The following is a 26,507-nucleotide window of genomic DNA, read 5'->3' as shown; positions in this document are numbered from 1 at the left end:
GCAGATAACCGATATCCCGGAGATAATGTATGACCGTTAAAACAAAAAATGTCGCAGAGTTTCTTGTTTCCTGTCTTGAAGCCGAAGGCGTGAAGTACGTCTTCGGGATCCCGGGCGAGGAAAATATTAAATTCGTTCGCGCCATCACTGCCTCAGAAAATATCCGTTTCATTCTGGTCCGCCATGAGCAGGCCGCCTCCTTTATGGCCGATATCTACGGTCGCCTGACCGGTAAAGCCGGAGTCTGCACCGCGACCCTCGGCCCCGGAGCCATCAATTTATTGCTGGGCACTGCTGATGCGCAGACCGATTCCAGCCCGCTGGTAGCGATTTCGGCCCAGGTCGGCCTGAACAGGATCTATAAAGAATCCCATCAGATTGTCGATCTGCCGGCTATGTTCCGGCCGGTCACTCAGTGGGCAGAAACGCTCTACACCCCGGACGCCTCGGCTGAAATGGTCCGTAAAGCCTTTCAGATAGCACAGCAGGAGCGGCCGGGGGCCACTTATCTGGCCATTCCGCAGGATGTGGAAGCGATGCCGGTACCCGATACCCTGAAACCCATTCCACCGGTGACCAGCAGCATTTCGCTGCCGCCGCCGGAGACGGTTTCGGCTATCGCGCAACGGCTGCGTGAAGCCCGCTTCCCTGTCATCCTGGCCGGACACGGCGTGGCGAGAAACGGTGCCGCGGAAGCGCTAAACCGGTTTACCGAACGTTATCAGATCCCGGCAGCGACCACCTTTATGGGGAAAGGCGTGGTGAGCGATCGCAGTCAGCATGCGCTGGGGGTGATGGGCTTTATGCGCCATGATTACGAGAATTTTGCCTTCGATAAAGCCGATGTGATCCTGGCGGTGGGTTACGAACTTCAGGAATTTGCCCCGGAAAGAATGAACCCGCAGGCCGACAAAAAAATCATCCATATTAATAGCTTCCTTCCGGATACCGACCGTCATTACCGCACCGATATCGCCCTGGCCGCAGATATTTCACTGACACTGGCCGCACTGAGCGAGGCGCTGGGTGAAGCACCGCTGCATGCTCAACCGGGCAGCGCCACAATCCGCCACCTGCGTGAGCAGGAACTGGAGAAAGGCCGTCATGACGACAGTTTCCCGCTGAAACCGCAACGGGTGGTGGCTGATATGCGCAGTGCGCTGGATGACCATGATATTGTGCTGGCGGATACGGGGGCGATTAAGATGTGGGTTTCCCGTCTTTATCCGACCTATCAGCCCCTGACCTGCCTGACCTCAAACGGGTTATCCACCATGGCATTTTCCCTGCCCGGCGCGATTGCGGCAAAACTGGCGTTTCCCCGGCGTAAGGTGCTGGCCAGTATGGGGGATGGCAGTTTTATGATGAATTCCCAGGAAATTGAGACCGCTGTCCGTGAACGTATTCCGCTGGTCGTGCTGGTCTGGGTGGATGGCAGTTACGGACTGATTAAATGGAAAATGGATATTGAAGAAGGTGCCCATGATTCGGTGGATTTCGGTAACCCTGATTTCGTGAAGTACGCCGAAAGTTTTGGTGCCCGCGGTCATCAGATCTCTTCTGCCGGGGAATTACTGCCAGTGCTAAACGAAGCCCTGGCCAGCGACGGTGTGACGGTGATTGCCTGCCCGGTCGACTACCGTGAAAACATGGCACTGGTAAAAACACTCGGGGAATTAACTATCGCACTGTAAGCCTCTGCGGCCCGCAAATGCTATGGGCCGCCTTTCCACATAACCCGCCAGCCCGGACGAGCGTAAGAACATGCTACGGAGAGAGTCAGGTGACGAATAAAGGATCCCGCTGTCAGTCTCAGTTGCCAACAGGGGCTGCGGGCGGCTGTTCCACATAACCCGCCAGCCCGGACGAGCGTAAGAACAAGCTACGGAGAGAGTCAGGTGAGAATAAACGGTCCCGCTGTCGGCCTCTGTTGCGCAAAAGGGCTGCGGGCAGTCTTGTCGCCAGAGGATACCCTGATGAAAGTGACAACGTCACGTAAACCCCGGTTTATTTCATAAATTTTAGTGCTATGATTATTTTGCCCGCCCCGTCTGCCGTCCGCTGTATCCGGCACCCTGCTCCGGGAAACACTCCCTGAACCCGCCCCGCCCGGGACGCTCCTGACATCAGGGATACTGAACACGCCCGGCCTCAGGCTGGCTGTTTTTCGATTAAGGCAAAAAATGACTGTGGAACTTACGCAAAATCACGCTCCTTTCGGCACAGTATTAGGTTACGCCCCCGGTGGCGTCGCCATCTATTCTTCTGATTACGATTCGCTGGACAGCGAAGAGTTTCCGGACGATGCGTCACTGCGGAGTTATCTTGGTAACGAATACATGGGCTATAAGTGGCAATGTGTCGAATTCGCCCGTCGCTTTCTGTATCTGAACTACGGTGTGGTCTTTACCGATGTGCGGATGGCTTACGAAATCTTCGCCCTGCGCTTTCTTCGCCAGGTGGTTAATGACGATATTCTGCCATTGCAGGCTTTTGCTAACAGCAGTGCCCGGCCACCGGTGTCCGGCGCGTTACTGATCTGGCAACAGGGAGGGGAATTTGAAACCACCGGCCATGTCGCGGTCATTACCCGTGTCTATGCCGGAAAAATACAGATAGTTGAACAGAATGTGGTCCATAGCCCGTTACCTGCCGGACAGCAATGGACCCGTGAGCTGGTGTTGCGCTGTGATAACGGTCGCTATGTTATCGAAGATACCTTTGATGACACGGAGATCCTCGGCTGGATGGTTCAGACCTGCGATAGCGTCGACAGCCTGCCTGCGCCCGAAACTGCGGCGGAATACCTGGCAATCCACGCTAAACGCCTGCCGGACGCGGACAGATTTTCCGGTGAATGGCTGGATAACAATAACCCGGTTGAACATGCCTATATGCAGGCCAATCACGGTGCGGTGATCAATGCCGATCCCTGTCAGTATTTTACGATCTCCCGCAGTGCAGAACAGGAACTGATCAGCGCCACCAATGAACTGCACCTGATGTACCTTCATGCCACCGATAAAGTACTGCGGGATGACAGCCTGCTGCGCCTGTTTGATATCCCTGAAATTCTCTGGCCACGCTTGCGGCTCTCCTGGCAGAGGCGCCGCCATCATATGATCACCGGCCGGCTCGACTTTTGTCTGGATGAACGGGGCCTGAAAGTCTACGAATACAACGCGGATTCTGCCTCCTGTCACACAGAAGGCGGCATCGTGCTGGGGAAATGGGCACGTCAGGGGGGCGTTAACGAAGGTAAAGATCCCTGCCGTCGTCTGATCAATACGCTGGCGGATGCCTGGAAACACAGTGATGCCCTGCCGTTCGTGCATATTCTTCAGGATGAGGATGTTGAGGAAAATTATCATGCGCTGATGATGCAACAGGCATTAACCGATGCCGGCTTTGAAAGCAAAATTCTGCACGGCCTCGGGGAATTACACTGGAGTGCCACCGGTCAGTTGATTGACGCGGATGCCCGTGAAGTGAACTGTGTCTGGAAAACCTGGGCCTGGGAAACCGTGCTGGAACAATTGCGGGCCGAATGTGAAGCCGAAACGCCGGCCGCGTTACCGATCCGTACCGGAGAAGCCGACCATCAGGTCCGGCTGATGGATGTACTACTGCGACCTGAGGTGATGGTGTTTGAACCGTTGTGGACCGTGATCCCGGGCAATAAAGCGATCCTTCCGGTGCTCTGGTCGCTGTTCCCGCACCATAAATATCTGCTGGATACTGACTTCACCATTAATGAGGAACTGCAACAGACCGGCTATGCCATCAAGCCTATCGGGGGACGTTGCGGCAGTAATATCGGACTGGTGAGTCACAGTGAACAGTTACTCGGCGAGACAGGCGGCCGGTTTTCCGGGCAGACCAGTATCTATCAGCAACTCTGGTGCCTGCCACGGGTGGCCGGACGATATATTCAGGTCTGTACGTTCACCGTCGGGGGCCACTACGGCGGGGCCTGCCTGCGTTCTGACCCGACGCTGGTGATTAAGAAAGAGAGCGATATCGAGCCACTAAGGATCATCGACGATCAGGACTTTATCGGCTGACGCCTGACGCTTAGAGGTATCCTGCGGGAGTTCTGAAGTCATCGCTGCCCTTTTTCCCGGGGATAGCTATCCCTGTGATAACGCCTTTATTCGCGGATCATAAGCCTGAGAAAAATGACTCTGCGTAATCTCTTTGCTGGCATACAGGGAGCCCCGGGACAGAACACCCGCCAGCAGGACATGTTAAGCAGGATATGCAGTGACAGAAAAAGTCAGACGGCGACGCTATTGCCCGATGGCCTTCCCTGATGTACAGCGGGCCACGGACAGCCTCCCCGGCAGGACACGTTAAGCAGAATATGCAGTGACAGACTAAGTCAGACGGGGGAGCTATGCAGACCGGAAAACTCCGTTTCGATCATAAATGATATTGCGGGGATCCGTTTTCATTCCGCGCCCCCCTGCCACCCTCCTGGCGGAGGCCATACCACGCCACCGCGTCGCTTACAGCAAAGCCAGAAAATGCTCGCCCGCTTTACTCAGGTTATGACGCCGCCAGGCCAGTGCAACCTGAGCTTTCAGTGGCGCGCCTTCGATAGGCAGATAACAGACATTCGCCTGGTCAATTCTGCTGTGTGAGATCGGCACTATCGCATAACCAAAGCCGGTCGCCACCATACTGATAGCCGATGTCGTCTGCGGCGATTGCGCAAAGGTCGGCGGCGTAAACCCCGCATGATGACAGGCCGAGATCACCGAGTCATAGAGTCCGGGCGAGATCTCCCGCGGGAAGATAATCAGCGTGTCATCGCGTAAGTCTGCCAGTGAGCTGAGTGCAGGACGCTCTGCCAGCGGATGATTCAGCGGTAACGCTACGACCATCTCTTCATTATCGATCACCCGATAATCCACTTCCCGGCTTCTGTCGCAGGGCAGACGAATAAACGCGATATCGATGGCACCTTTCAGCAATTCATTAATCAGCGCTGACATATGCAATTCGCCGGGCAGCAGATTAATCATCGGATAATGGTCGCGGAAGTTGTGTAACAGCGTAAAGACCTGTGGGTTGAGTGCGGTTGAGGACGCGAAACCTATCCGCAGCGACCCGCTCAGTCCCCGTCCGACACTGCAGGCTTTCTCAAACGCCGAATCAGACATTTTCAGGATTTTAATTGCATCTTCATATAGCACTTTTCCTGCCGGTGTCAGTTCAACACTGCGGGTCAGCCGGCGCAGCAGCGGGCTGCCGATTTCATGCTCCAGCCGCTGTATCTGCTGACTTAACGGCGGCTGGGAAATCCCCAGACTTTCTGCCGCACGGGTAAAATTCCCCGCATCCGCGACCGCAACAAAATAGCGTAAATGCCGAAGTTCCATATCAAAAACGTCTTAAAGTGAGTAGTGCATCATATTGGAATTATCCCCGCCATCCTGTCAACCTTTAGGCCATAAGGTTAAACATAAAACCTCAGGGATAAATCATGGAAACGAAACATTGCGGGTGTTCCTGCATCAGTGATATTACCAGGGCAGCGTTAAAATTAGAAAAAGATCGCGGGGAGAATATCGTCTACCAGGCCTCACTGATGAGTGCATTACTCAGCGGCGTCTATGAAGGCGAGACGACTATCCGTCAGTTACTGGAGCACGGTGATTTCGGACTCGGAACCTTTAACCATCTGGATGGGGAGATGATCGCGTTCAACAGTGATGTGTTTCAGTTGCGCAGTGATGGCAGTGCGCGGAGTGCCTCACCGGATCAGAAAACCCCGTTTGCGGTGATGACCTTTTTCAATCCGACACACGAATACACCATCAGAGAACCACACAGTCGTCAGCAGATCCACGACATTATCGATGCCAATGTCGCCAGTCAGAATATCTTCTGTGCGCTGCGCATCGATGGTCATTTCGACAAAGTCGATACCCGAACCGTACCGGAACAGCACCGTCCTTATAAACCCATGATGCAGGCGGTTGAAGAACAGCCGGTGTTTCATATTGAGCAACAGGACGGAGTGCTGATTGGTTTCCTGACACCGGAATTTATGCAGGGGATCAATGTCGCCGGTTATCACGAACACTTTATTAACCAGCAACGCAGCAGTGGTGGTCATGTGCTCGATTATCAGGTCAGGGAAGGCCGGCTCACCTTTGGTACCATTGAAAAACTGGTGATCGATTTTCCTAAGGACGAAGACTTCCGTAACGCCGATCTTAATCCTGAAGATCTGAGTGCAGCCATCCAGTCTGTTGAAGGCTAATCCGCTATCGAACAGGCGAGTAAGGACCTTATTGTGAACAAGAGTGATAAAAAAACCGAGTGGAAATGTGGTGCCGACCTGGTCGTTGCCCAGTTAGAAGAACAGCAGGTCAAATATGTGTTTGGTATTCCCGGCGCTAAAATTGACCGTGTTTTCGATTCGCTGGAAGATTCTTCGATTATTACCGTTCCGGTGCGACTGGAAGCCAATGCCGGATTTATGGCCGGTGCCATTGGCCGTCTGACCGGTAAAGCCGGAGTGGCACTGGTTACCTCCGGTCCGGGTTGCTCAAACCTTATCACCAGTGCGGCAACCGCGACGTCAGAAGGTGACCCTTTTGTGGCTATCGGCGGTGCGGTCAGCCGTCAGGACCATCTGAAACAGGTTCACCAGACCATGGATACCGTTTCCATGTTCCGTCCGGTCACAAAATACTCCGCTGAGGTTACGTCCTCGTCTGCGATTGCAGAGGTTCTCTCTAACGGCTTCCGGGCGGCTGAGTTTGGGCGTCCCGGCGCCTCATTTATCAGTCTGCCGATGGATATTGTGAATGAACCGGCCAGCGGGCATGTACTGAGCGCACGGCTGCCCTCGCTGGGTACAGCACCGCAGAAAGAGATTAATGAAGTCTCTGCCCTGATCGCTCAGGCGAAAAATCCGGTCCTGCTGCTGGGTCTGATGGCCAGTCAGCCTCGTAATGCCGATGCCGTTCGCCGTCTGCTGACCCGCAGTGAAATTCCGGTCACCAGTACCTATCAGGCGGCCGGGGTGATCGACCAGAACCACTTTTCCCGCTTTGCCGGACGTGTGGGCCTGTTCAATAACCAGGCCGGTGATCAGTTACTGCGGAATGCAGACCTGATTATCACCGTCGGTTACAGCCCGGTGGAATACGAGCCGGTGAAATGGAATCAGGGAACGGCCCGGCTGGTCCATATCGATGTCTTACCGGCCGAAACCGACAGCCACTATTCTCCGGACATTGAACTGATCGGGGATATTGCCGGAACCGTGGATCTGCTGGCAGAACAGATTAATCACCGCTATGCACTCAGCCAGAGCACCACGCTTATCCTGCAGGAACGTCAGCAGCAGCGTGAGTTACTGGCCCAGAAAGGCCGCAGCCTGCAGCAGTTTGCCATTCATCCGCTGCGTCTGGTCCGTGCCATGCAGGATATCGTTAACAGTGATGTGACCCTGTGTGTCGATATGGGGAGCTTCCATATCTGGATCGCCCGTTATCTGTATAGCTTCCGTGCCCGTCAGGTACTGATCTCTAATGGTCAGCAAACGATGGGGGTAGCCCTGCCCTGGGCGATCGGTGCTGCACTGGTTGACCCGCAACGGAAAGTGGTTTCTGTCTCCGGGGACGGCGGCTTTATGCAATCGAGCATGGAACTGGAGACCGCGGTGCGTCTGGGTGTGAACATCCTGCATATTATCTGGGTCGATAATTGCTACAACATGGTCGCTATTCAGGAAGAGAAAAAGTACAACCGTGCGTCCGGCGTGGATTTCGGACCGATCGATTTCAAAGCCTATGCCGAAGCTTTTGGTGCCAAAGGTTTCGCGGTGACCTCCTCAGAGACGCTGGAATCGACCCTGCGGGCCGCCATGGATGTACAGGGCCCGGCCGTGGTGGCTATTCCGGTTGACTACAGTGCCAATGCATTACTGATGAGCCAGCTGAATATGGCTGAAATGTTCTGAGTCACCGCCACAGCGAAACGTTAAGTGACGGTGAAAAACGGGTGCCTGCGGGTGCCCGTTTTTGCAGGGACAGCCGGCGAACATCCCGTTCAGCAGGTTACCCGTCACCGCGTTATCTGTCATATCCCGCGCCGCGCCGGTTTTCTCTGCCACCAGTACCGGCGGTGACAAAGGTGAGCGCACTCACTCCCCGGGGGAGCTGAAAGATGTCCCGCTGGCCGGCCCGCGGGCTGTTCTCCCCCCTGCCCCGGGAGTCAGCACCCCTGCGACAACACGCCCTCCTCCTGGTCAGGTCTGAGGACTTAGATCCCTGCCTGCTTAGCGCTTATTTCTGTTATTGCTGTCCGCGCGGTAGTTCAAGGGTATACCGTTATTCACCGGCAATCCCGGTCTGAGGACGGGCATTGTCAGTTTCTGCTGCCGGTTATCCGTGCATCGTTTTATCACTGCGGGAAACGCAGGAGGCACCTCAGACAGGGCAGACCGGCCGCCAGGGCATGAACGCCCGACGGGTGTGTATCAGCCTTCCTTATTTGTAGAATAATATTTACCAATATGATAAAAAAATTGCTGTCCGGGGGGCGGCTTACAGGCCATAATTTCAGTGGGTTAACGGTGCACCGGTGACCACAATGTGCTCCGGAGACGCTGTTTATCCGCTTTAGACTGGCACCGGCAACCGCTTCCTGCTTTTCCCGACAAAACATACCGGTATGGATTAACAGATCACGTTAATTTACTCATTATCCTGTTTCTGAAAATCCTGAGCTCCCGGGCCCTTACCTTTCAGAGATACAGAAGGTCTGGCTATGGGCGTTTTAAAAACTATCAATCACAGAAAGAACCGTATTATCCGCCATCTTAAAGGCCGCCTGCTCGCCCACTGGCTGAATCTTCAATATTTCCGGCAGCCACCCGAGCTGACCCGGCTGCGCCATATTCTGTTACTGCGTCTCGATGATAAAGCCGGCGATATGGTCGTGACCACCTTCACCGCCCGCCATCTGGCAGACCAGGGATATAAGGTCTCGGTACTGACCGGCCCGGTGTGCGGGCAGATGCTCTCCGGGTGCGACTATCTGGAAAAGATCTTCCTGTATAAAAACAGAATGTCATTGCATCAATTACGCGCCGAAAAATTCGGGGCAGTGATCGACTTTGATGATGTCCATGACTATGAGCGGTTAAAGTTACTCTGGCGTCTGGGGGCTGGGTGTAATATCGGCTTTAATAAAGACGGGCTGAAAATCTACCATTATTCCCTCGCCCACCTGGACGCAGATACCCACATTACCGCTCGGCACCGGAAAGTTCTGGCCCTGTTTTCTATTTATCCGCAACACACCCGTTATTTCCTGGGGGGATCGCCGCAGGAGCGGGAAAAAGTCTGTCGTGCCCTCAGTTATTCCCCGGGGGAGAGTGTGATTGCCATTAACCCGCTTTCCGGCGCGCCGGATAAAGATTTCTCTGTCACTCAGGTGCAGGCAATTATCGCTTATCTGCGCCAGACTAGGCCGGACTGTAAAATCGTGATCACCGGCATCCCGCAGAAAGTCAGGGAATTTGCCGGCCCCGGAGTCTGTATCATTCCCGACAGTACCATTAGTACGGCCATTGAAACGGTCAGGATCGCCGAACTGGTGATCAGTATCGACACCTCGATAGTCCATATCGCCAATGCCCTTAACCGCAACCTGCTGGCGGTCTATAACCGGCGACGGCTGAAAGATACCGGACTTCCCGGTTATAAAATCTGGGCACCGAATTATGTTGCTGCGCGGCAGATTGTGGTCAGCGAACCGCAGGTCAGAGATGCTCCCGTCGACGCGATCCTTACCGGTATCGAGGCCTTCCTGAACCGCGGCACGGGTCTGCGGCAGGATGCGCAGATTGCCGCGAGCCCGGCGGCAGATATCCGGGAAAACCAAGGAAAATGACGATTTATCCGCGCTGATCGCAGGTTTTTTACCCGGCAGGGCACGGGATCTGATGAAAATAAAGTGCGGCAAAAACCCTGTTATCCGCTACACTTAACAGTATCTGAGGCCGGAACCGCCGGAGGTATAGTTATGATAGCCGGATTCGTTGCACTGATGATTTCCCATTCCCGGGTGCTCCCTGTGACCAAAGCGCTCTATCCGACAGAAACTCAGTGTCAGTCTGCACTGAAGCATGACCAGAAACAGCGTCCGGGGGCGGAACTGCTCTGCGGTGAGGTTATGCGCAGCCGCCTTCTCTGAGTCATTGCTCTTCATTTCCCGGGCCTGTGGCAGGTGCCATCCAGGCCCGGGTGAAATCAAACCAGCCAAGATTATTCAGCCGGATCCCCTGTGCCTGTCCCGGGCTTTTCAGCCGCATCCAGTGGTGAAACAGCGGCTGTAACCAGCCGTCATGGATCACCTGCTGAGTCAGTTGCTTGCCCTGCAAAGATTCATCCCGCCAGGCGTGCTGCCATTGTGTAAAGCGTTCAGCATCCCCGCCGGAAACCGAATGCCTGAGCAGCGGCAGGCTGAACAGCCACGCGCCGGCATTCCAGGTTTCAGGGACCGGGAAGTTGACTGTGCCCAGCCAGAGATCGGCACTCTCCTCCCCGCCAGCCCACTCTTCATAGTCCTGTTCGATCAGTTCCAGCACAATGTCCTGCGCCTGTAACAGATGCTGCATCTCACGGGCCAGCATTTCAAATTCAGGATGCTGGCGATGAAAGGCCAGCCGGAGGACGCGCCCTGGCTCCCCGGCGGGTAAGGAATCCGGACGGACCGCCTCCCCTTCAGACATCCTATGCAGCCAGTCCGGCATCAGACTGGCGGCAGGGATCCAGAAGGGACGGATCGCCGGCACAAAACGCTGAATAAGCGTATAGGGATTGAGAATTTCGCGGATCCAGCGCCGTGCCGTGCTCTGCTGCCAGTGGGGAGAACGGCTGTCACAGAGCAGAAAATAGCCCCCTTTTTCGGGGAACATCTCACCGCAATCTTCGCCAGGTGGCCCGGTCAGGCTGAGAGCCTGTCCCGAAATATACTCGATGTCACTCAGGCTGGAGCTAAGCCACGCTGACGGTTGTGCCCTGTTGCGGTACTGAGCCTCTGCCCCTCCCTGAGGAAGGCCGGCGGCCTGTTTCAGCGTTAGCGGCCAGACGATGACCTCTATTTCATCGAGGAGTCCGCGCAGACCGAAGTAGTGGTCAAAGGCCCGCATTCTCAGATGCAGGCGGTTATTTTCTTCCACCAGATAAGGCCCGGTCCCGACCGGCGAAGCTGCAAAGCCGGGCCGGCTGGCAAAATCGGCCGGTAATATCAGTGCCGCACTGTCCGTCAGCAGCAGAGGTAACCGGGGATCCGGCTGGCTGAGGGTGATCTCCACCGTCAGGCGTCCTCTGGTATTAATCCGGGACAGGTGGGAGAAAAGTGGCTGAGTAGCGATGCGTTGCAGCGATACCACGACGTCCTCACTGGTCAGTTCCCGGCCATCGTGAAAACGCACCGCCGGACGCAGATGAAACGTCCAGTCACGGAAGTCCCGGTGCGACCAGAAATGCGCCAGGTCCGCTTCGGCAAGACCGGTCTGTTCATTGACCCGGGTCAGACCGCTGAAAATTTGCTTCACCAGATGGATTTCAGAGCGCCGCAACGGTGTGCCCGGGGCAAGGTTCGGCATGGTGCGGTAATAGGGGATACGCAGCGACTGGTAATCTTCCCGAACCTGATACCCCAGTTTCTGCCGCAACAGCCCGGCCACCAGCTGCTGCTGGTCCCCCAGCAGACCGACCGCACTCCGGATATCGCCCTCATCCAGTAGTTGTTCCGCTTTTCTTAACAGCAGTTGCGCTTCGCTGTAATACAGGACCAGTTCCGACTGATGACCCCGGCCGGCACTGGGTTGCCAGTTCAGCCAGCCGGCCTGTTGCATACGCAGTAATAACCCCCGCATGTGGCGCTTTGAGCAGCAGAGTTTGTCCGCCAGCTCCCCCAGTGTCAGTGTCACTTCACGCTCAGGATAAAACGCCAGCAGTCGGCGGTAATGTTGTTCAAGCCGTGGGAAAGACATAAAAGCGGAACTCCCGGGATAAAAAGACAGCCGTTTTTAACTTCCTCTTTTTAGTCCATTATCAGGATAACGGCAAGTGTTGTTACCGTTGTCCGGAGACAAGCCCCCGTGCCCTGCCTCCGAAATGCCTGACTGAAAAAACAAGGAGCTGTAAATGACCCGTCATCTGAATAAAGACACCACCCTTTGTATGTCTCTTGCCGCGCGTCCCAGCAATTTCGGCACACGGTTTCATAACTTCCTTTACGATGCCCTGAACCTTGATTATCTGTATAAGGCGTTCACCACCACAGATCTCGCCGGGGCTATCAGCGGCGTACGGGCGCTGGGGGTTCGGGGATGTGCCATCTCAATGCCTTTTAAGGAACATGTGATCCCGCTGGTGGATGAACTGGATGCCTCGGCGAAAGCGATTCATTCCGTCAATACGATCGTTAATACCGAAGGTTACCTGAAGGCCTATAACACCGATTACATTGCCATCGCGACATTGCTCAGGCAGTACAAAGTCGATAGCGGGTTGACGTTTGTGCTGCGTGGCAGCGGTGGTATGGCAAAAGCGGTCGCCTGCGCCCTGCGGGATGCCGGATTTACCCGTGGCAGGATCATTGACCGGGATCCGGCAAAAGCTGGCCGACTGGCCGATCTGTATGGGTTCGAGGCTGGCAGTGACATTACCGGGTTGCAGCCGCAACTGCTGATAAATGCGACCCCGCAGGGGATGGCCGGCGGCAGTGATGAACAGACTCTCGCCTACCGCGAGGAAGAGATCGCCGCCGCAGACATCATCTTTGATGTGGTGGCATTACCGGAGACGACCCCCCTGATCAACGCGGCCAGGACGCTGAAGAAGACGGTGATCACCGGCTCTGAAGTCTTTGCGATTCAGGCCGTCGAGCAGTTTGCGTTATATACCGGGGTCCGCCCCTCAGAAGAACTGTTCCGCCAGGCCGCCGCCTGGTCCCGGCAGTAACGACTTAGCCCCGCTGTCGCCTGACAGACAGGCACCTGTGTGTACTGATAATACCGGCCTCAACATAAAAAGGTGTGTCTGATGAACGAACGTATCATTGCAGTGACCGCCTGCCCGACCGGTGTGGCCCATACGTTTATGGCGGCGGAAGCCCTGAAAACAGCGGCCGCAAAACAGGGGTTTCTGTTTAAAGCAGAAACCCGTGGGTCGGTGGGTGTCCGTGACACCTTCAGTGATGAAGATATCCGTGAGGCTGAGGTGGTGATTATCGCCGCTGATATTGAGACTGACCTTTCGCGATTTCACGGTAAGCGGCTTTACCGGACCAGCACCGGCCAGGCGCTGAAAAAACCGGAAGAAACACTGCCCGATGCGCTGCGCCTGGCGACGCTTTATCAGAGTAACACGGCGTCCGCGAAGGCGGGGCGAACCGAACTGCCGGCAATTTATCAACATCTGATGACCGGAGTGTCGCATATGTTGCCACTGGTGGTCGCCGGAGGGTTATGTATCGCCCTTTCCTTTGTCTTCGGGATCAATGCGTTTAAACAACCCGGCACTCTCGCCGCCGCGCTGATGGAAATTGGCGGTAAGGCCGCCTTTGCCTTAATGGTGCCGGTACTGGCGGGCTATATTTCCTATTCTATTGCGACCGTCCGGGTCTGGCCCCCGGACTGTTCGCCAGGATGCTGGCCTCCGCCAGCGGCGCGGGCTTTCCTGGCGGGATCATCGCCGGTTTTCTGGCGGGCTATACGGCCCGGTTCCTGACACAAAAAATCACCCTGCCGTCATCTATGGAGGCCCTGAAACCGGTGCTGGTGATCCCGCTGCTGGCGACCGTGATCTCCGGGCTGGTGATGATTTATGTGGTCGGTGGCCCGGTGTCGGCCGTGATGAGAGGGCTGACCCACTTCCTGGCCGGGATGACGACTGCCAATGCGCTGTTACTCGGCATTCTGCTCGGTGCGATGCAATGTTTCGACCTCGGGGGTCCGGTCAATAAAGCGGCCTATACCTTCGGCGTCGGCCTGCTGGCATCCCGGTCTTACGGGCCGATGGCCGCGATTATGGCGGCAGGGATGGTCCCTGCACTGGGGATGGGTATTGCCACCTGGCTTGCAAAATCGCGGTTTACGCCGCCGGAACTGCAGGCCGGTAAGGCGTCTTTTGTGCCGGGTCTGTGCTTTATCTCTGAAGGGGCTATCCCGTTTGCTGCCCGTGACCCGATGCGGGTTATCCCGTCCACGATGGCAGGCGGTGCGCTGGCCGGCGGATTATCGATGTATTTCGGTTGTACGCTGATGGCCCCCCACGGGGGATTATTTGTCCTGGCTATCCCCCATGCCGTCGGGCACGTCGGAATGTATTTAGTGGCGATTATTGCCGGGATTCTGGTGACCGGTGGAATGTACGCGCTGCTGAGACGGGCACCGGCACAGGACCCGGTTCACGCCTGACGGCAGAAAGGGGCACATTGTGCCCTTTTCTGAATACCTCTGACCTGTCCTGTATCACCGGCACCCCGGCAGTCACTCTGACATGGTCACCTGAGAGTGATATCTCTTTCAGCAACGAAAATCAGGGGAGGACAGGCTACCGTTAACTCTCCCCCGCTTCTTCCCTGTTCCCCCGGGAGCCCTACCGCCCTGTAACCCCTTCGCTACTCTCTGCAGGCTTACCGGCTGCGTTGGTGTTACTGGCTGAGGCACAGGGTCATCCTCACTGCCAGGCGGGCGGGCCGGAGGCGAAAACACGTCCACGGGTTAACGTAGTTCTGATTTCACCACATCCTCACCGCCTTTCCACAGTCGATAACTGACCTGTATCCCCTGCGGGGCATAGACCACCAGCGGTAGTTTGCTGTTGTAGCGCAGCAGTTTTTCGGAGGCGGCCGGTAACGTCACCAGCCGGGAGGTCTTCTTCGCCGGAATGCAGGCCCGGCGTGTCGAGATAAGCCCGGGTTGCAGAGTGACCCGGTAGTAAGGATATCCCCACCCTTTGGCCGTTTCCTCTGTCATCGAACCGGCAAGATGCACCAGGTTACAGTCAGTCATCGCTTTTTTACCGATGATCAGCTCCACACGATAGTGCTGTTCATTGCTCAATGGCGGTAACAGGATGACGTTACGTTGCATATGCGCTTCGGCCAGCGGATACGGTTTCATCACCCGGTCTTCATCGGTGGTGGCGGCCTGTGTGATCAGGCTGGTGCCTGTCAGCGGTATAAGCAACATCATCCACGTAAATTTTCGCATAAGATCTCCATAAATCACCGGTAATTGCTGCCCGGGAGCGCTGCCAGACAGTGACTCCCGTAGCGTGACACTGCTTAATGGCATCCTGACCGTGAACCGCATCCCTGGCAACCTCCGCAGGCAGAGACCGGGACAGATTGCACGGAAATACGCGGTTTACACCGGCCCAGAATTCCGACCAGGATCAGGTTATAAAGAATTACCGCAAAGAGTATAGCCCCGGCCCTGAACGGAGAAGATGAAAAACTGAGGATCTGCCAGGCAACCGTCGCCACCGACCAGGCGGTACTCAGTCCCCAGAAGACAGAAAACAGCATCCAGCCACGGCTGCTTTCCCGGGCAATCGCCCCTATCACAGAGGCGCAGGGCACATACAGCAGAACAAAAAGCAGATAACAGAAGGCCGCCCCGCTGCTGGCAAATTTCTGGTGCATCACCTTCAGGGCGCCGCTGCTGATCTCCGCATCGCCCTGGCTGGCCGCGATAGGATTTTCCAGCACCTGTAACGTGAACGTGGTCGCCAGACTCTCGCGGGTTTCCTGCCAGGCGGCAGCAAGTTCACTGAGGGGGCGGAACGTCTCAGGGTCAAAACGGTCCTCATCGATCACCTGCGAGGTATAGAGCGTGTTCAGCGTTCCAATCACCACTTCTTTGGCCATCGCCCCGGTGATCAGTCCGACCGTTGCCTGCCAGTTATCCGGCTGCACCCCGAACGGGATCAGCAGCGGTGTCAGCGCTTTACTGACTGTCTCCAGCGCGGCCTCCTCTCCGGGCCCCGCCGGGTGCCCCTGCAGAGTAAAGCTGTTCAGCCCGCTGATCAGCAGGCTTACCATCACAATGACCTTTCCGGCGCGCCAGACGAACTCCCGCAGACGCTGCCAGCTCTGTAATCCGACACTTTTCAGGTGCGGCAGGTGATACAGCGGTAATTCCATTACAAAGGGACTGGCTTCACCACGCAGCAGGGTATGTTTCAGTAATAATCCGGTCAGTATGGCAACGAGGATGCCGCAGAGGTAGAGACCGAATACCGCCAGCGCCCCGTGGCTGCTAAAAAAGACCGACGAAAAGACAACAAAAATCGCCAGCCTGGCACCGCAGGACATAAACGGGGCCATCAGCAGGGTCATTAACCGCTCCCGGGGCGCATCCAGCGTCCGGGTTCCCATCACCGAGGGAACGTTACACCCGAAGCCGATGATCAGCGGGACAAACGATTTCCCCGGCAGTCCCAGCGACTGCATCAGCCTGTCCATCACAAAGGCGGCGCGGGCCATATAGCCGGCATCTTCCAGGAACGCCATCAACAGGTACATGATGCCGATTTGCGGAATCAGGGGGAGGACGGTGGTGATCCCGCCGCCAATGCCACTGGCCAGAAAATCCGTGACCCCGGGTGGCAGACGACTCATCCACCCCAGCCACTGGATGCCGTGCACAAACAGGGTGACAGAACCGGACTCGAAAAGAGGCTGTAAGGCCCCCCCGACGTTGATGGCCAGGAAAAACATCAGGTACATCAGCAGCAGAAAAACGGGTAACCCCAGCCAGCGATCCATTGCCAGCCGATCCAGCCAGAGCGTCAGCCGGTGAGGTTTGGCAACCCGATGGTGGGTGACTTCCTGCGCCAGTTCCCGGCAACGCTGCTGACGATACCCGGCGATCTGCAACGCCATCGTATCGGCCTTTTCTGCCTCCGGCAGTATTTCTGACAGAATCTCCTGGCTCAGAAACCGGCGGCTATAGAGGTCACCTTCCAGCACCTGTAATCCCAGCCAGGTCTGTAACTGTGGAGAAAAGTGCCCGGTGATATTCTCTGAAATCTGCCGGCGAATAGCGGCCAGTTCCGCCGGGAGTTCCAGTGAACAGGCTGTGCCGGGGCCGTGTGTCTGAAGGTGAGCGATGGCATGTTTCAGGGCCTGTATCCCTTCTCCGCGCGTTGAGACCATCGGGATCACCGGGCATCCCAGCGCACGGCTCAGCAGATCAATATCAGGGACGACATCACGCTGCTGTGCCACATCCATCATATTCAACACCACAATACAGGGGATACCCGTTTCCCTGAGCTGTAACGTCAGCCAGAGATTCCGTTGCAGTGCTGCGGCATCCACCACGTTAATCAGTAATGCGGCATCCTGTTGCAGGATGAACTCACTGGCAATCTGCTCATCCAGTGATGTCTCCGGCGAGGTCATGGTCAGTGAATAAAGCCCTGGCAGATCCACCAGCCGGACCAGGGCATCCCCGGCCGAAAAGAACCCCTCTTTTCTTTCTACCGTGACACCCGCCCAGTTGCCTACCCGCTGTGAGGCGCCGGTCAGCTGATTAAATAACGTGGTCTTACCGGTGTTCGGGTTACCCGCCAGCCCGATGGTTAATGGTTGCTGACTCATACTGACGCGCTCCTTTCACTGCTCGGTAAGGGTTCCAGTTGCAGCAATGCCAGGTCTCTGCGGCGTAACATAATGGTCAGTGTCGGCGTACTGATTTCCAGCGGGTCACCCAGCGGAGCCGCCCTGACGACCTCAAAATCTGCCCCCGGTAGCAGACCCAGTGACAAGAGTTTCTGACGAAAGGCCGCCGGCGTTTGCGGACTGATGGCCCGGATCCGATAGCGGCAGAAGGGTTTGACTGGCATAAGCTGTCCTTACTCGGTTGAAACCCGTCACGGGCGGTAGAGTTTCAGTATAATGAGAATCGTTCTCATATAATTTGATGTAAGACAAGCGGGGAGAAAAAATACCGGATGAAGGAACACCGGCGAACCTGCGGGGATAATTACCGAAAACAGGGCAGATAAGCCGTCAGTGGGTATCAGCTTATCTGCCGGATAATTATAACGGTTTCAGTGACAACAGACCGGCTCCGCGGATAAAATCGTTCAGCTTTGCCGGTGTCGGTAACGCCGGTAAAGCCCCTTTGTGGGTGGTGGCGAGTGCCCCGCAGGCTCCTGCCTGTGACAGCAATGCGCTCAGCCGTCCGGTTTCCGGCAGCCCGTGTCGTGCCAGCCATGATAACAGCCCGGCCATAAAGGCATCGCCGGCGCCGGTCGTATCAATACTTTTGACGTTGTAGCCGGGGAAGCTGAACTTTTCCTGTCCGCAGAAGACAATCCCGCCCTCCTTACCCCGGGTAATCACCTTCAGCGGGGCCGGATAGCGTGACAGTAAGTCCAGTGCTTCATCCCAGTCAGAGGTTTCATCTTCCGTCAGCCAGAACAGCTCTTCATCCGAAAGTTTCAGAATATCCGCACTGCCGCACTGTTGTTCGATGATACGACGCATCTCGGCTTTGTCTGTCCACATCTGTTCCCGCAGGTTTACGTCAAAGCTGACCCATCCTTCGCGGGCTTTCACTTTTTTGCTGGCCTGAACCACCGCCTCACGGCAGCTTTCGGCAGCCAGTGCCAGTGAACAGTAATGCAGGATATCTTTACCGAATACCGGCAGATCCCGGGAGGTCAGAAACTGGTCGGCGGAAGGATTAACCAGGAAAGAGAAACTGCGTTCACCGCTGGTCGCCAGATCCACCACCACCGTACTGGTACGGTGTGTCTCATCGGTCAGCATAGATTCTGTGCCGACCCCCTGCTCTTCCAGCGTACGTTTCAGGAAACGGCCAAAAGGATCATTTCCGATGCGGCCGATAAACGCACTGTCACCCGCGAGCCTGGCCACACCCACGGCAACATTCAGGGGTGCACCTCCTGCGCAGGCCTGGTAATTCATATCACCGGCAGGGAGTAAATCGACGACTGCGTCACCCAGAGCCCAAATTTTCATCATATATCCTCGTTACTGACGGCCAGCCATGTGCATCGTCCACAGCCCGACTCTTCATTTTATCTTTAATCTGAAATCTTCACCGACAGCAGGCCGGGAGGGAAATTATAGCGTTAAATACTGAAGGCTCCGCCATAACCTAACGATTTGTCTACTATTTTATCTGATAAGTTCACTACAATGACAGTACGAATGCGACAGTATTGCTCCTAAAGTCTGAACTTCTTAGGGATATTCTTAACTTTAATTACTCGTTCAGTCCATCAGATCCCTTAGCCCCGATAACATATAACTTTTTATTATGGTAAATTACCCCACTTTTTTTTCTCACCAGGTGGATACATTCGCAGAATGATTAAATGTTGGTCAAAAGAAGAGACTTTGTGGAGTTTTGCGCTATATGGTACTGCTGTCGGCGCCGGGACATTATTTTTGCCTATTCAGTTAGGATCGGCCGGGGCGGTAGTGTTATTTCTGACCGCCTTACTCGCCTGGCCCTTAACCTACTGGCCGCACAAAGCGTTATGTCAGTTTATTCTGGCCTCGAAAGCCGATAACCAGCAGGAGGGTATTACCTCTGCCGTTCAGCAATTTTTCGGTAAAAAAATCGGTAACCTGATTTCGATCCTTTACTTCGTCGCGTTCTTTGTCGTGATTCTGATCTACGCTGTCGCCATCACCAATTCACTGGCTGAACAGCTGGCGAAGCATACGGTGGTCGGTGAAGGTACGCGGATTTTGCTCAGTCTGGCCGTGGTCGCGACCCTGAATCTGATTTTTCTGACCGGGCGGCATGTGACGATAAAGGTCATGGGGTTTCTGGTATTCCCGCTGATAGCCTATTTTCTGTTTCTCTCGGTGTACCTCAGCAGTCACTGGCAGCCTTCCCTGCTCACGTCCGGGTTGACCTATACGCCTGATACGCTGCATGACATCTGGTTTTCGATTCCTGTGATGGTTTTCGCGTTTAGTCATACACCTATCATTTCTACTTTTTCCGTGGCTCAACGCGAGAAGTATCATGATCAGGCGATGGCTAAATGCAAAAAAATCATGAAAGTGGCTTATCTGATTATCTGTCTGAGTGTCATGTTTTTTGTCTTTAGCTGTTTTATGGCGATCCCGGCCGCCGATGTGGAGATCGCTAAGACGCAGGGACTGACCATTCTGTCTGCATTGTCGATGATGTCTTCGTCGGCGGGCTGGCTGAGCGCCTCGGGGATCATTGTCGCCGTTGTGGCAATGTCAAAATCCTTCCTCGGGACCTACTTCGGGGTCATTGAAGGTGCTACTCAGGTTGTGTCTTCATCCGCACAGTTGGCCGGCTTCAGGCCCGGCCCCGGACTGAGCCGCGCATTATCGGTGGCGATAGTGTCTCTGCTCACCTTTATTGTGTGTTGTATTAACCCGAATGCGCTCTCGATGATTTATGCCATCAGTGGCCCGTTAATCGCGTTGATCCTGTTTATTATGCCGACGCTTTCGACCTGGCTGGTCCCGGCGCTACGCCCTTACCGGTCTGTGGCCAATTTTCTGGTACTGATCGTGGGTCTGTTATGTGTTTCGGTAATGTTTTTTAAATAAGTTCTGCCGTGGCCCGTGAGTTAGCGGGCCACGACTTTTCAGCGTCTGCGCTCGTTCTCCGCATTTCACCTTCGGATTGTGCTTTCCGCCTTCAATCCTCTGCATTCCATCTTTTGCTTTTTGCGTTCTGAGCCCTGTATGCCGGCTTCTTATTATCAGCTTCTGTTCCGGTCTCTGCTTTTTGGAGCTTGTTCTTTGCATTCCGGCTTCTGCCGTCTTCCTTGCGCATTTTACTTTTCGGCTGCTTCCTTCTGCGCTCTCTATTCCGGCTTCCTTTTTATCAGCGTTTGTTCCGGTCTCTGCTTTTTGGATTCCGCCTTCTGCTGTCTGCCTTCTCCCTTTTGCATTTTGCATTTTGCATTTTTTCAATCAGGCTTCTGTTCCCATAGCAGACCTGTGCACGGCTGCTTATCCGGAAAACATCCTGCCCGTTTCCATAGGAATATCCGGTCCGGCGCAATAGACCGTACAGCAGCGATCATTCGCTTAACTGCCCTTCCTGATTGTCGTTCAGCCACGGCTAAGCGGGAAAAAGGAAAGTGACGTCGCATGACGCAGTGCTGGCCTGACGTCCCGGGCGGAATATCCGTGATAAATGATAGGGTGATTGGGATGTTACCCCTGATACCACTGAGACCACTGAGACCACTGAGACCACTGATATATATGGTATGGGTGATATGACGGATATGGGTGATATATGAAATAACCGGTGTAACTTATATGACCAATACCACTGATATAAATGACAGGACGGTTGTCGCTGATATGACCGCACCGCTGAGAGCCGACCTGTCAGCTTAGATGCCCGGTGCCTGTCAGAATTCGGGCGAACATCGCACATTCACAGCTTGCAGACTATTCTGATAATGTTCTCTTTCGTTATCATAAGAGGCACTTTATCTCTGAATCGGGTACATAGTAATAAGGTTAACTTGATCATGGAGGTTTACATGCTGGCATCTGCCATCAGCCTGGTACGTTCTAAGGCAGGTTTTGTTCAACAGTTTATCCGTAACCCCAGAAAAGTAGGCAGCATTACCCCATCATCGATGGCCTTGTGTGAATCTATGGCTAACTGTGCAGACTGGACCACAGTTCAGAATGTCGCGGAACTGGGTGCCGGAGACGGTGTTCTTACTAAAGTTTTACTGAAGCATATGCCGGCTGATGCGGCGATAGATGTGTTTGAAATCAGTCAGCCACTGGTTTCCCGGTTACGGGCAATCAATGATCCCCGCCTGCAGGTCCATGCAAAATCAGCTGAACGACTGCAGGGCCGGTATGATGCGATTTTCTCCGGTTTACCGCTGCTTTCACTACCGGTACCGGTGCGGCATGCAATACTTTCCGCCGTTCACCAGGCTCTGACACCCGGCGGTGTTTTCGTGCAGTTCCAGTATACCTCTTTAACCCAGTCAGAGCTTTCGCGCTACTTTACCTGGCAGCGACAACGGGTATTAAAAAACGTGCCACCCGCCTGGGTCTATAGCTGTACTCACCACTGGTCGGAAAGCTGACCGATCCGGAATTCCGGGTGACTGACGATAACACCCGGTCTGTGTTTTCAGCGGATTACTCTGCCGGATCCGAATCCTGTTGCTCCGCCAGCTCTTCATACATCGCCTGAATCGCTCCGCGGGCAATAGACGCCAGAGTGCGGTAAAACGGTGTCCGTGCATGGGCTTCTGTTTTGCCCAGAAAGGCCCCACACCATGGCAGCAGATACTGATCGAATAACGTAAATTGTGCCAGATACTCATCCTGCTGAGACTGATCCTCCAGCCAGGAGGTTGCCAGTAACAACATACCAAAATGATCTGCCGGAGTATCGGTCAGTGGCATGCCGCGCTGCTGAAGAAACGACCGCACCTCCTCTTCACGGGGACCCTTTTCCCACTGAGAGCCGAACGGAGAAACCGCCGGCTGTTCACCGCCAAACAGCGCCTGGTAGTCAGCTTCCAGCTCTGGCAGGTCACAATTATTCTGCAATGTTTTCAGCAGGTCGTCCTGTTCGAGTGGCCACTGTGGTTGCAGCTTACCTTCACGGATCAGTGTGAACAGGGGCTGTAAAACAGGATCATTCGGGGCACGGTTAAATAATGAGCCCAGGATACGGCAGATTAGCGAAAATTCATTCATTGAGGTTATCTCTTGCAAAGTTCAGTGTTGATGCGGGCCGCCGATCACCAAACTCAGCGATTCACCCCACGCTTTCTCAGGCGCCGTATTTAATGTTGCCTGCTACGCCTTGTCAATGCCGGCAACCGATTTATCGCTGCGGTCAGCCATCTCTCCCGGAGATCCGGAGGATGTTCCGTCCGGCCAGGTGAGGTTATCTGAGGTCAGGCTGCAGAGTTTTCCATAGTATGCCGCACAATCTTTGCTGGCCGGAACGACCGCTATCCGCTACTATCCCTGCCCGCCGTCCGCCGTCAGACCCTGCCGTCTGTCACATGCCCTGACCGGCAGCGGGCCTTATTAACGCCGGGCATAATTATTCCGGGGCCTCCGGTTAACCCGCACCTGCGGCCTGTCATCCTCCGGCCTCTCCGCAGGTCAGCGGCAGAAATTATCGTGTCTTCTCTGACGGTGCGCTGATAGGTGTGTCAGCACCGCACACCTTTTATGCACCCCGTAAGCAGAACTGGTGTTATTTCAGACCTTCTGAACCGGATTAATTTCACGGTACCGTAAAAGATATTATCAAAAATATATTTCTATTCCCGACGATAATACGTCACCTGCCTTTATATTTAACACACCTTACGGGAAATGAAATTAAAACAACATTAATGAAATGCCCCACTTCTTACTCCGGATTAATAGTTATCATCGCCGGCCTTCACCGGTACTCTCTGTAATCCCTGTCACGTATTTAAGAAATAAAAATTGACCCTGTATTTACCCTGCATTAAATTCACTTCCTTTTATTATCTGCTTTTAAATAAATACCGCTCACGGAGAGTCAGACAGCTCAGGTTCAGGAGAGTGACGATATCAGCCTTCCCGTCAGCGATATAACCCCGGGGGATCATATAAAAATCACTCATCACTTTATTATTGATGATGTGGCATCCCTGTAATCAGGTCTGACTTAGCAAAAGACTGTCTGGCATGACGACTTTCCCTGCGGTAAAAATTTATGGATTAAAGATGAATGGAATAAGATTCAGGTCGTTAGATGGTTTACGTGGGAGCATGGCGGTATTAGTTTTGTACAGCCATTTAATCGGCAGCTATTTTGGATGGCGGCCTGACCGGCCCCTGGCGGGAGCCACCTTATGCGTGCTTTTCTTCTTTATGCTTAGCGGATTCGTATTGTCAGCATCACACTCTAAAAATGAAGGCTTCTCTTACCTGCTGATACGCTTTGCCCGTCTTTGGCCATTACACTTCATGACTACAATAAGCATGTTATGTATTTATATTTATAATAAAAGAAACGGATTTTACTATTCCTCTGAAGAAGTTTTCACATTAGACACGGTCCTGAAAAACATTCTGTTTCTGCATGGAATGATACTTTATAAATTCAAACTGCTTAACGAACCGTCATGGAGCATCAGCCTCGAATTCTGGTGTTCTTTGCTGATCCCTTATGTATTTCTGAAAGCCCGCTTAAAAATCAAACTGCTTCTCATCCCTCTGCTCTTGTTTATCTCTTATCTGTGCTATCCCTTAAAGCCCCCATCAAATGTTCTGATGGCAGCGATTTGCATGCTGATGGGGAATGTCGCTTATTCTGTGAAGGATTCCTCGTTTATCCGGTCCTTATCAACCTCTGCTCTGTTCAAACCTCTCGCCTGCCTGTGTGTTATTTATTGCACGGCAGGAATATGGACAGGCTTCCGGGGGATAAACGCCTACCTGTGTCTGCTTTCATTTATTCCCTTATTGTTCCTTGATTTAACCGCAGAGGAATTCTTCGTGAAACGTTTCTTTTGCTCGGGGATCATCCTGTTCCTGGGCTCAGTCAGTTTTCCTTTGTATCTTTTCCATGAATCGGTGATTGTTTCCGGTATCGTGCCGAAAAAACTAGCCTTCCCGCTATATTCTTTGTCAGTATTAGTCATCAGCTTAGCCATATCCTATGTCTACAACGAAAAAATCGGTAATCCTCTTTACAGAAAACTGAAGACGTTAATCTCACGAAAGAAATCAGATGTCTGAGCCGATGCCGGTGAAATCACCGTGTCTCTTGCTGTGATAAACTCATAGCCGTGGCCTCATCTGTCCTGAGAGGGTATTCCTGATGCCCCGGGACGTTAATCACTCACAATAAGGCCACTGGCTCCCTCCTGATGACCAGATGATCCACGCCTGCGGGCTGAAGATCCGGGCGTCCCGGAAAATGCTACAGGTATCATTTACCGTTGCAGTGACAGCCTGCCAGCGGGGGCGTCAGTCCACCGATAGCGGGTCCGGTAATTAAAAAGTGGCCAGTGTAAACAGCGATACCGCGGGGGGCGATGGTTTTCCTGCTACACCGGGGCTCCCGGCTGCGGTTTTCATCACAGGCCATTAAGGCGGGACTCTCCGGCTGTCTCTGAGGTCATTCCCTGATGTCCTGCCAGCGATAGCGCTGAGCGTGGCCGTAAAAATGCCATAAAAAAAGGCCATCCGGAGATGGCCCTTTTCTGAAAGACGAATCAGCTTCTGACTTTTCTGTAAATCCACAGCACGACCAGAGATCCAATCACCGCGACAACGAAACTGCCGAAGTTAAATCCATCCACTTTCCCGAAACCGAAAAGGGTGCTGATCCAACCGCCGACAACCGCGCCGATAATCCCCAGGATAACGGTGACAAAGAAACCGCCGCCATCTTTACCTGGCATAATCCATTTGGCGAGAATACCTGCAATCAGGCCAAAGATAATCCATGAAATAATGCCCATAACTGCTCCTTACATGAAATGAGTCTGCGTCAAATTTTACCCGATGGCCCGGTTTTCCGGCCACAGGGATGATAACCCTCACACCTGGCAAAGGTAATCCGTGATAAAGCCTGGCACATTTTCAGGCATTGTCACGTTACGCATAAGATTTTGCTATAAATAATGGCGGAACAGGGAATTATCTGCCGCCGGAGATAAGTATAGTAACAGAAAGGGAATTATGCGATATCTGCGGCGAACACCATGACCGGATGGCGTTTTTTTCACCCGCCGGTCATTCGCAGGTATCAGCTATCCTGATAGGCGTTGGTGACTTTCCATAAATAACGCGGCGCCTGGCTCGCAGGATGTTTGCGCTCAATATAACGATAAAATTGCTGCGGCGTCATATCATTGATCATGGCAATCGCCCGCTCACGGTCAGAAGAGAACGTACGTAATAATGCACCCGCACCGTTTGAATAGGAAACAATCGTGGCGTATCGCATCGTCACCGGATTATGGATGCCTGACAACATGGTCTTCTGCAGGATCCTGATATAGGCCGTACCGATTTCAATATTTCTTGCCGGGTCTTTCAGGTCTCTGCGGCTTGGCTCGCCATGTTTGCCCTGAACCCGATAGACTTCACGACCGGCAGTTGAGGCTTTAATCTGCATCAGACCGACCGCGTCGGAACGGCTGACCGCATTAGGATTTCCACCGGACTCGACACTAATAATGGCGCTGATTAAACGTTGATCAACACCATAATGACTGGCAGCGTCTTCGGTAAAAATAGACCAATTGTCATTGGTCAGAACTTTTGAGGGTGGTGCTTCAATTAAAGGTGTATATTTCTGCTGTGCAATTTGTTGCCGGGGCGGCTCACTGGCACATCCTGCCAGGAATAAGGCAGAAAGCACAAGATACTTTATTTTCACGTGTTTTTATCCTGATAGTTTTGCGTCGCCTATGATACAGGGTTAGAACCCGGGTGAA

At 54.0% G+C, this 26,507-nt stretch carries 21 protein-coding genes and 1 pseudogene; 11 read left to right on the top strand and 11 right to left on the bottom strand.

Annotated features, from left to right (window positions below):
* The first annotated feature begins 29 nt into the window (after positions 1–29).
* Both JK223_RS01085 and gss read left to right on the top strand, forming a co-directional pair.
* Positions 30–1,694 carry an acetolactate synthase large subunit gene (locus JK223_RS01085; RefSeq protein ID WP_212712371.1) on the top strand — a complete coding sequence of 555 codons (1,665 nt, stop codon included), beginning with the start codon at positions 30–32 and terminating at the stop codon, positions 1,692–1,694.
* Between the two features lie 489 nt (positions 1,695–2,183).
* Positions 2,184–4,064, top strand: coding sequence for a bifunctional glutathionylspermidine amidase/synthase (gene gss / locus JK223_RS01080; RefSeq protein WP_212712370.1), 1,881 nt, complete (start codon positions 2,184–2,186; stop codon positions 4,062–4,064).
* Between the two features lie 444 nt (positions 4,065–4,508).
* On the opposite strand, the gene JK223_RS01075 is transcribed toward gss, so the two are convergent.
* Complete coding sequence (locus JK223_RS01075) at positions 4,509–5,384, bottom strand: LysR family transcriptional regulator (protein WP_212712369.1); 876 nt, start codon at positions 5,382–5,384, stop codon at positions 4,509–4,511.
* Positions 5,385–5,488: 104 nt separating this feature from the next.
* On the opposite strand from JK223_RS01075, the gene budA reads away from it, so the two are divergent.
* Together budA and alsS are read left to right on the top strand one after the other, a co-directional pair.
* Positions 5,489–6,271, top strand: coding sequence for an acetolactate decarboxylase (budA, locus tag JK223_RS01070; RefSeq protein ID WP_212712368.1), 783 nt, complete (start codon positions 5,489–5,491; stop codon positions 6,269–6,271).
* 33 nt (positions 6,272–6,304) lie between these two features.
* Positions 6,305–7,981: an acetolactate synthase AlsS gene (gene alsS / locus JK223_RS01065; RefSeq protein ID WP_212712367.1), complete on the top strand. Its 1,677-nt coding sequence runs from the start codon at positions 6,305–6,307 to the stop codon at positions 7,979–7,981.
* Here the strand turns inward: alsS and JK223_RS01060 are convergent.
* Entirely contained in the window at positions 7,943–8,164 is a 222-nt protein-coding gene (locus JK223_RS01060) for a hypothetical protein (protein ID WP_212712366.1), read from the bottom strand. The genes alsS and JK223_RS01060 overlap by 39 nt on opposite strands.
* 626 nt (positions 8,165–8,790) lie before the next feature.
* On the opposite strand from JK223_RS01060, the gene JK223_RS01055 reads away from it, so the two are divergent.
* Entirely contained in the window at positions 8,791–9,918 is a 1,128-nt protein-coding gene (locus JK223_RS01055) for a glycosyltransferase family 9 protein (protein ID WP_212712365.1), read from the top strand.
* Between the two features lie 132 nt (positions 9,919–10,050).
* Positions 10,051–10,221 carry a hypothetical protein gene (locus JK223_RS01050; RefSeq protein WP_212712364.1) on the top strand — a complete coding sequence of 57 codons (171 nt, stop codon included), beginning with the start codon at positions 10,051–10,053 and terminating at the stop codon, positions 10,219–10,221.
* Between the two features lies 1 nt (position 10,222).
* On the opposite strand, the gene JK223_RS01045 is transcribed toward JK223_RS01050, so the two are convergent.
* Entirely contained in the window at positions 10,223–12,028 is a 1,806-nt protein-coding gene (locus JK223_RS01045) for an SgrR family transcriptional regulator (protein WP_212712363.1), read from the bottom strand.
* Between the two features lie 154 nt (positions 12,029–12,182).
* On the opposite strand from JK223_RS01045, the gene JK223_RS01040 reads away from it, so the two are divergent.
* Positions 12,183–13,001 carry a shikimate 5-dehydrogenase gene (locus JK223_RS01040; RefSeq protein ID WP_212712362.1) on the top strand — a complete coding sequence of 273 codons (819 nt, stop codon included), beginning with the start codon at positions 12,183–12,185 and terminating at the stop codon, positions 12,999–13,001.
* An 81-nt stretch (positions 13,002–13,082) separates the two neighbouring features.
* Positions 13,083–14,458, top strand: a pseudogene (locus tag JK223_RS01035) (fructose-specific PTS transporter subunit EIIC).
* Between the two features lie 306 nt (positions 14,459–14,764).
* On the opposite strand, the gene JK223_RS01030 reads toward JK223_RS01035, so the two are convergent.
* The 4 genes from JK223_RS01030 to JK223_RS01015 all read right to left on the bottom strand — a co-directional run bounded on the left by JK223_RS01030 (position 14,765) and on the right by JK223_RS01015 (position 19,041).
* Positions 14,765–15,256: an ecotin family protein gene (locus JK223_RS01030; protein ID WP_212712361.1), complete on the bottom strand. Its 492-nt coding sequence runs from the start codon at positions 15,254–15,256 to the stop codon at positions 14,765–14,767.
* Positions 15,257–15,330: 74 nt separating this feature from the next.
* A complete protein-coding gene (gene feoB / locus JK223_RS01025; RefSeq protein ID WP_212712360.1) occupies positions 15,331–17,652 on the bottom strand; it encodes a Fe(2+) transporter permease subunit FeoB in 2,322 nt (773 codons plus the stop codon).
* Complete coding sequence (locus tag JK223_RS01020) at positions 17,649–17,897, bottom strand: FeoA domain-containing protein (protein ID WP_212712359.1); 249 nt, start codon at positions 17,895–17,897, stop codon at positions 17,649–17,651. Before JK223_RS01020 ends, feoB begins: the two co-directional genes overlap by 4 nt.
* A gap of 196 nt (positions 17,898–18,093) precedes the next feature.
* Positions 18,094–19,041: an aminoimidazole riboside kinase gene (locus tag JK223_RS01015; RefSeq protein WP_212712634.1), complete on the bottom strand. Its 948-nt coding sequence runs from the start codon at positions 19,039–19,041 to the stop codon at positions 18,094–18,096.
* A 351-nt stretch (positions 19,042–19,392) separates the two neighbouring features.
* On the opposite strand from JK223_RS01015, the gene JK223_RS01010 reads away from it, so the two are divergent.
* On the top strand, positions 19,393–20,625 hold the full coding sequence (locus tag JK223_RS01010) for an aromatic amino acid transport family protein (protein WP_212712358.1): 1,233 nt from the start codon (positions 19,393–19,395) through the stop codon (positions 20,623–20,625).
* Here the strand turns inward: JK223_RS01010 and JK223_RS01005 are convergent.
* Complete coding sequence (locus JK223_RS01005) at positions 20,596–20,994, bottom strand: hypothetical protein (RefSeq protein WP_212712357.1); 399 nt, start codon at positions 20,992–20,994, stop codon at positions 20,596–20,598. The two genes, JK223_RS01010 and JK223_RS01005, sit on opposite strands and share 30 nt — an antisense overlap.
* A 584-nt stretch (positions 20,995–21,578) precedes the next feature.
* Between JK223_RS01005 and JK223_RS01000 the strand changes: the two genes are divergently transcribed.
* Positions 21,579–22,145 (top strand): class I SAM-dependent methyltransferase, encoded by a 567-nt coding sequence (locus tag JK223_RS01000; RefSeq protein ID WP_212712356.1) that lies wholly within the window; start codon positions 21,579–21,581, stop codon positions 22,143–22,145.
* A 55-nt stretch (positions 22,146–22,200) separates the two neighbouring features.
* Here JK223_RS01000 and JK223_RS00995 read toward each other — a convergent pair whose 3' ends face one another.
* The gene (locus JK223_RS00995; protein ID WP_212712355.1) at positions 22,201–22,767 is read right to left on the bottom strand and encodes a molecular chaperone; all 567 of its coding nucleotides are present in this window, start codon (positions 22,765–22,767) and stop codon (positions 22,201–22,203) included.
* Between the two features lie 975 nt (positions 22,768–23,742).
* On the opposite strand from JK223_RS00995, the gene JK223_RS00990 reads away from it, so the two are divergent.
* Positions 23,743–24,798, top strand: a complete 1,056-nt coding sequence (locus JK223_RS00990; RefSeq protein WP_212712354.1) for an acyltransferase — start codon at positions 23,743–23,745, stop codon at positions 24,796–24,798.
* 479 nt (positions 24,799–25,277) lie between these two features.
* On the opposite strand, the gene JK223_RS00985 is transcribed toward JK223_RS00990, so the two are convergent.
* Together JK223_RS00985 and emtA are read right to left on the bottom strand one after the other, a co-directional pair.
* On the bottom strand, positions 25,278–25,526 hold the full coding sequence (locus JK223_RS00985) for a GlsB/YeaQ/YmgE family stress response membrane protein (RefSeq protein WP_212712353.1): 249 nt from the start codon (positions 25,524–25,526) through the stop codon (positions 25,278–25,280).
* Between the two features lie 287 nt (positions 25,527–25,813).
* Positions 25,814–26,449 (bottom strand): membrane-bound lytic murein transglycosylase EmtA, encoded by a 636-nt coding sequence (gene emtA / locus JK223_RS00980; RefSeq protein ID WP_212712352.1) that lies wholly within the window; start codon positions 26,447–26,449, stop codon positions 25,814–25,816.
* Positions 26,450–26,507 lie beyond the last annotated feature (58 nt).

The sequence above is a fragment of the Tatumella sp. JGM118 genome (assembly GCF_018257515.1).
Classification (GTDB): domain Bacteria; phylum Pseudomonadota; class Gammaproteobacteria; order Enterobacterales; family Enterobacteriaceae; genus Tatumella; species Tatumella terrea.
This window is presented reverse-complemented; position numbering and strand designations above follow the sequence as displayed.

Bases quoted from the DNA above. Each gene is read 5' to 3' on its own strand.
- JK223_RS00985 (WP_212712353.1), bottom strand. From the start codon at position 25,526: ATGGGCATTATTTCATGGATTATCTTTGGCCTGATTGCAGGTATTCTC.
- JK223_RS01050 (WP_212712364.1), top strand. From the start codon at position 10,051: ATGATAGCCGGATTCGTTGCACTGATGATTTCCCATTCCCGGGTGCTC.
- gss (WP_212712370.1), top strand. From the start codon at position 2,184: ATGACTGTGGAACTTACGCAAAATCACGCTCCTTTCGGCACAGTATTA.
- JK223_RS01075 (WP_212712369.1), bottom strand. From the start codon at position 5,384: ATGGAACTTCGGCATTTACGCTATTTTGTTGCGGTCGCGGATGCGGGG.
- JK223_RS01000 (WP_212712356.1), top strand. From the start codon at position 21,579: ATGCTGGCATCTGCCATCAGCCTGGTACGTTCTAAGGCAGGTTTTGTT.
- JK223_RS01030 (WP_212712361.1), bottom strand. From the start codon at position 15,256: ATGCGAAAATTTACGTGGATGATGTTGCTTATACCGCTGACAGGCACC.
- JK223_RS01085 (WP_212712371.1), top strand. From the start codon at position 30: ATGACCGTTAAAACAAAAAATGTCGCAGAGTTTCTTGTTTCCTGTCTT.
- budA (WP_212712368.1), top strand. From the start codon at position 5,489: ATGGAAACGAAACATTGCGGGTGTTCCTGCATCAGTGATATTACCAGG.
- JK223_RS01040 (WP_212712362.1), top strand. From the start codon at position 12,183: ATGACCCGTCATCTGAATAAAGACACCACCCTTTGTATGTCTCTTGCC.
- JK223_RS00990 (WP_212712354.1), top strand. From the start codon at position 23,743: ATGACGACTTTCCCTGCGGTAAAAATTTATGGATTAAAGATGAATGGA.
- feoB (WP_212712360.1), bottom strand. From the start codon at position 17,652: ATGAGTCAGCAACCATTAACCATCGGGCTGGCGGGTAACCCGAACACC.
- JK223_RS01045 (WP_212712363.1), bottom strand. From the start codon at position 12,028: ATGTCTTTCCCACGGCTTGAACAACATTACCGCCGACTGCTGGCGTTT.
- JK223_RS01020 (WP_212712359.1), bottom strand. From the start codon at position 17,897: ATGCCAGTCAAACCCTTCTGCCGCTATCGGATCCGGGCCATCAGTCCG.
- JK223_RS01015 (WP_212712634.1), bottom strand. From the start codon at position 19,041: ATGAAAATTTGGGCTCTGGGTGACGCAGTCGTCGATTTACTCCCTGCC.
- JK223_RS00995 (WP_212712355.1), bottom strand. From the start codon at position 22,767: ATGAATGAATTTTCGCTAATCTGCCGTATCCTGGGCTCATTATTTAAC.
- JK223_RS01010 (WP_212712358.1), top strand. From the start codon at position 19,393: ATGATTAAATGTTGGTCAAAAGAAGAGACTTTGTGGAGTTTTGCGCTA.
- JK223_RS01055 (WP_212712365.1), top strand. From the start codon at position 8,791: ATGGGCGTTTTAAAAACTATCAATCACAGAAAGAACCGTATTATCCGC.